We start from the raw sequence: 457 nt of genomic DNA, 5'->3' as shown, positions 1-457 counted from the left end.
GGTGACCCGCGGCCGCGGGGCGAGCAGCGACCCGAGGACGAGGAGGACCGCGGCGGGCAGGAACGGGTAGTAGGTGTAGCCGATGCCGACGAGCAGGGCAGCGAGCAGCAGGAAGTGGTCCCGGGGTGCGCCGACCGGCCGGGCGACGAGCACGGCGAGCACGGCGGTGAGGGTCAGTCCGAGCGTCTCGGTGGGGTATCCGGAGACCAGCATCCGGGGCATCTGGCTGCCGGGCACGAGCGCGCCGACCACGACGGTCAGCACGAGGCGGCTCAGCGGGTGCAGCGGGCCGGGGAGCCGCTGTGCGGCCCAGAGCAGGACGAGGACCAGCAGCCCGAAGGTGGCGAAATTCCACCAGAGGAACGGCTCCACGGCGGCGGCGCCGGCCGGCCCGCCGCCGGGCGGGGTGCGGTGGCCGTCGAGGAGGGCGACGAGCAGGTGCCAGCCCTGAGGGTAG

The 457-nt window shown here is 75.1% G+C and carries 1 pseudogene; it reads right to left on the bottom strand.

What is annotated here, in order from left to right:
* Positions 1-457: pseudogene (locus JMF97_RS30710) on the bottom strand (hypothetical protein); the annotation flags it as partial.

The organism is Micromonospora fiedleri (genome assembly GCF_016774385.1).
GTDB lineage: Bacteria > Actinomycetota > Actinomycetes > Mycobacteriales > Micromonosporaceae > Micromonospora > Micromonospora gifhornensis.
The sequence above is the reverse complement of the archived record's forward strand: the minus strand, read 5'-3'. Positions and strand labels throughout refer to the sequence as shown.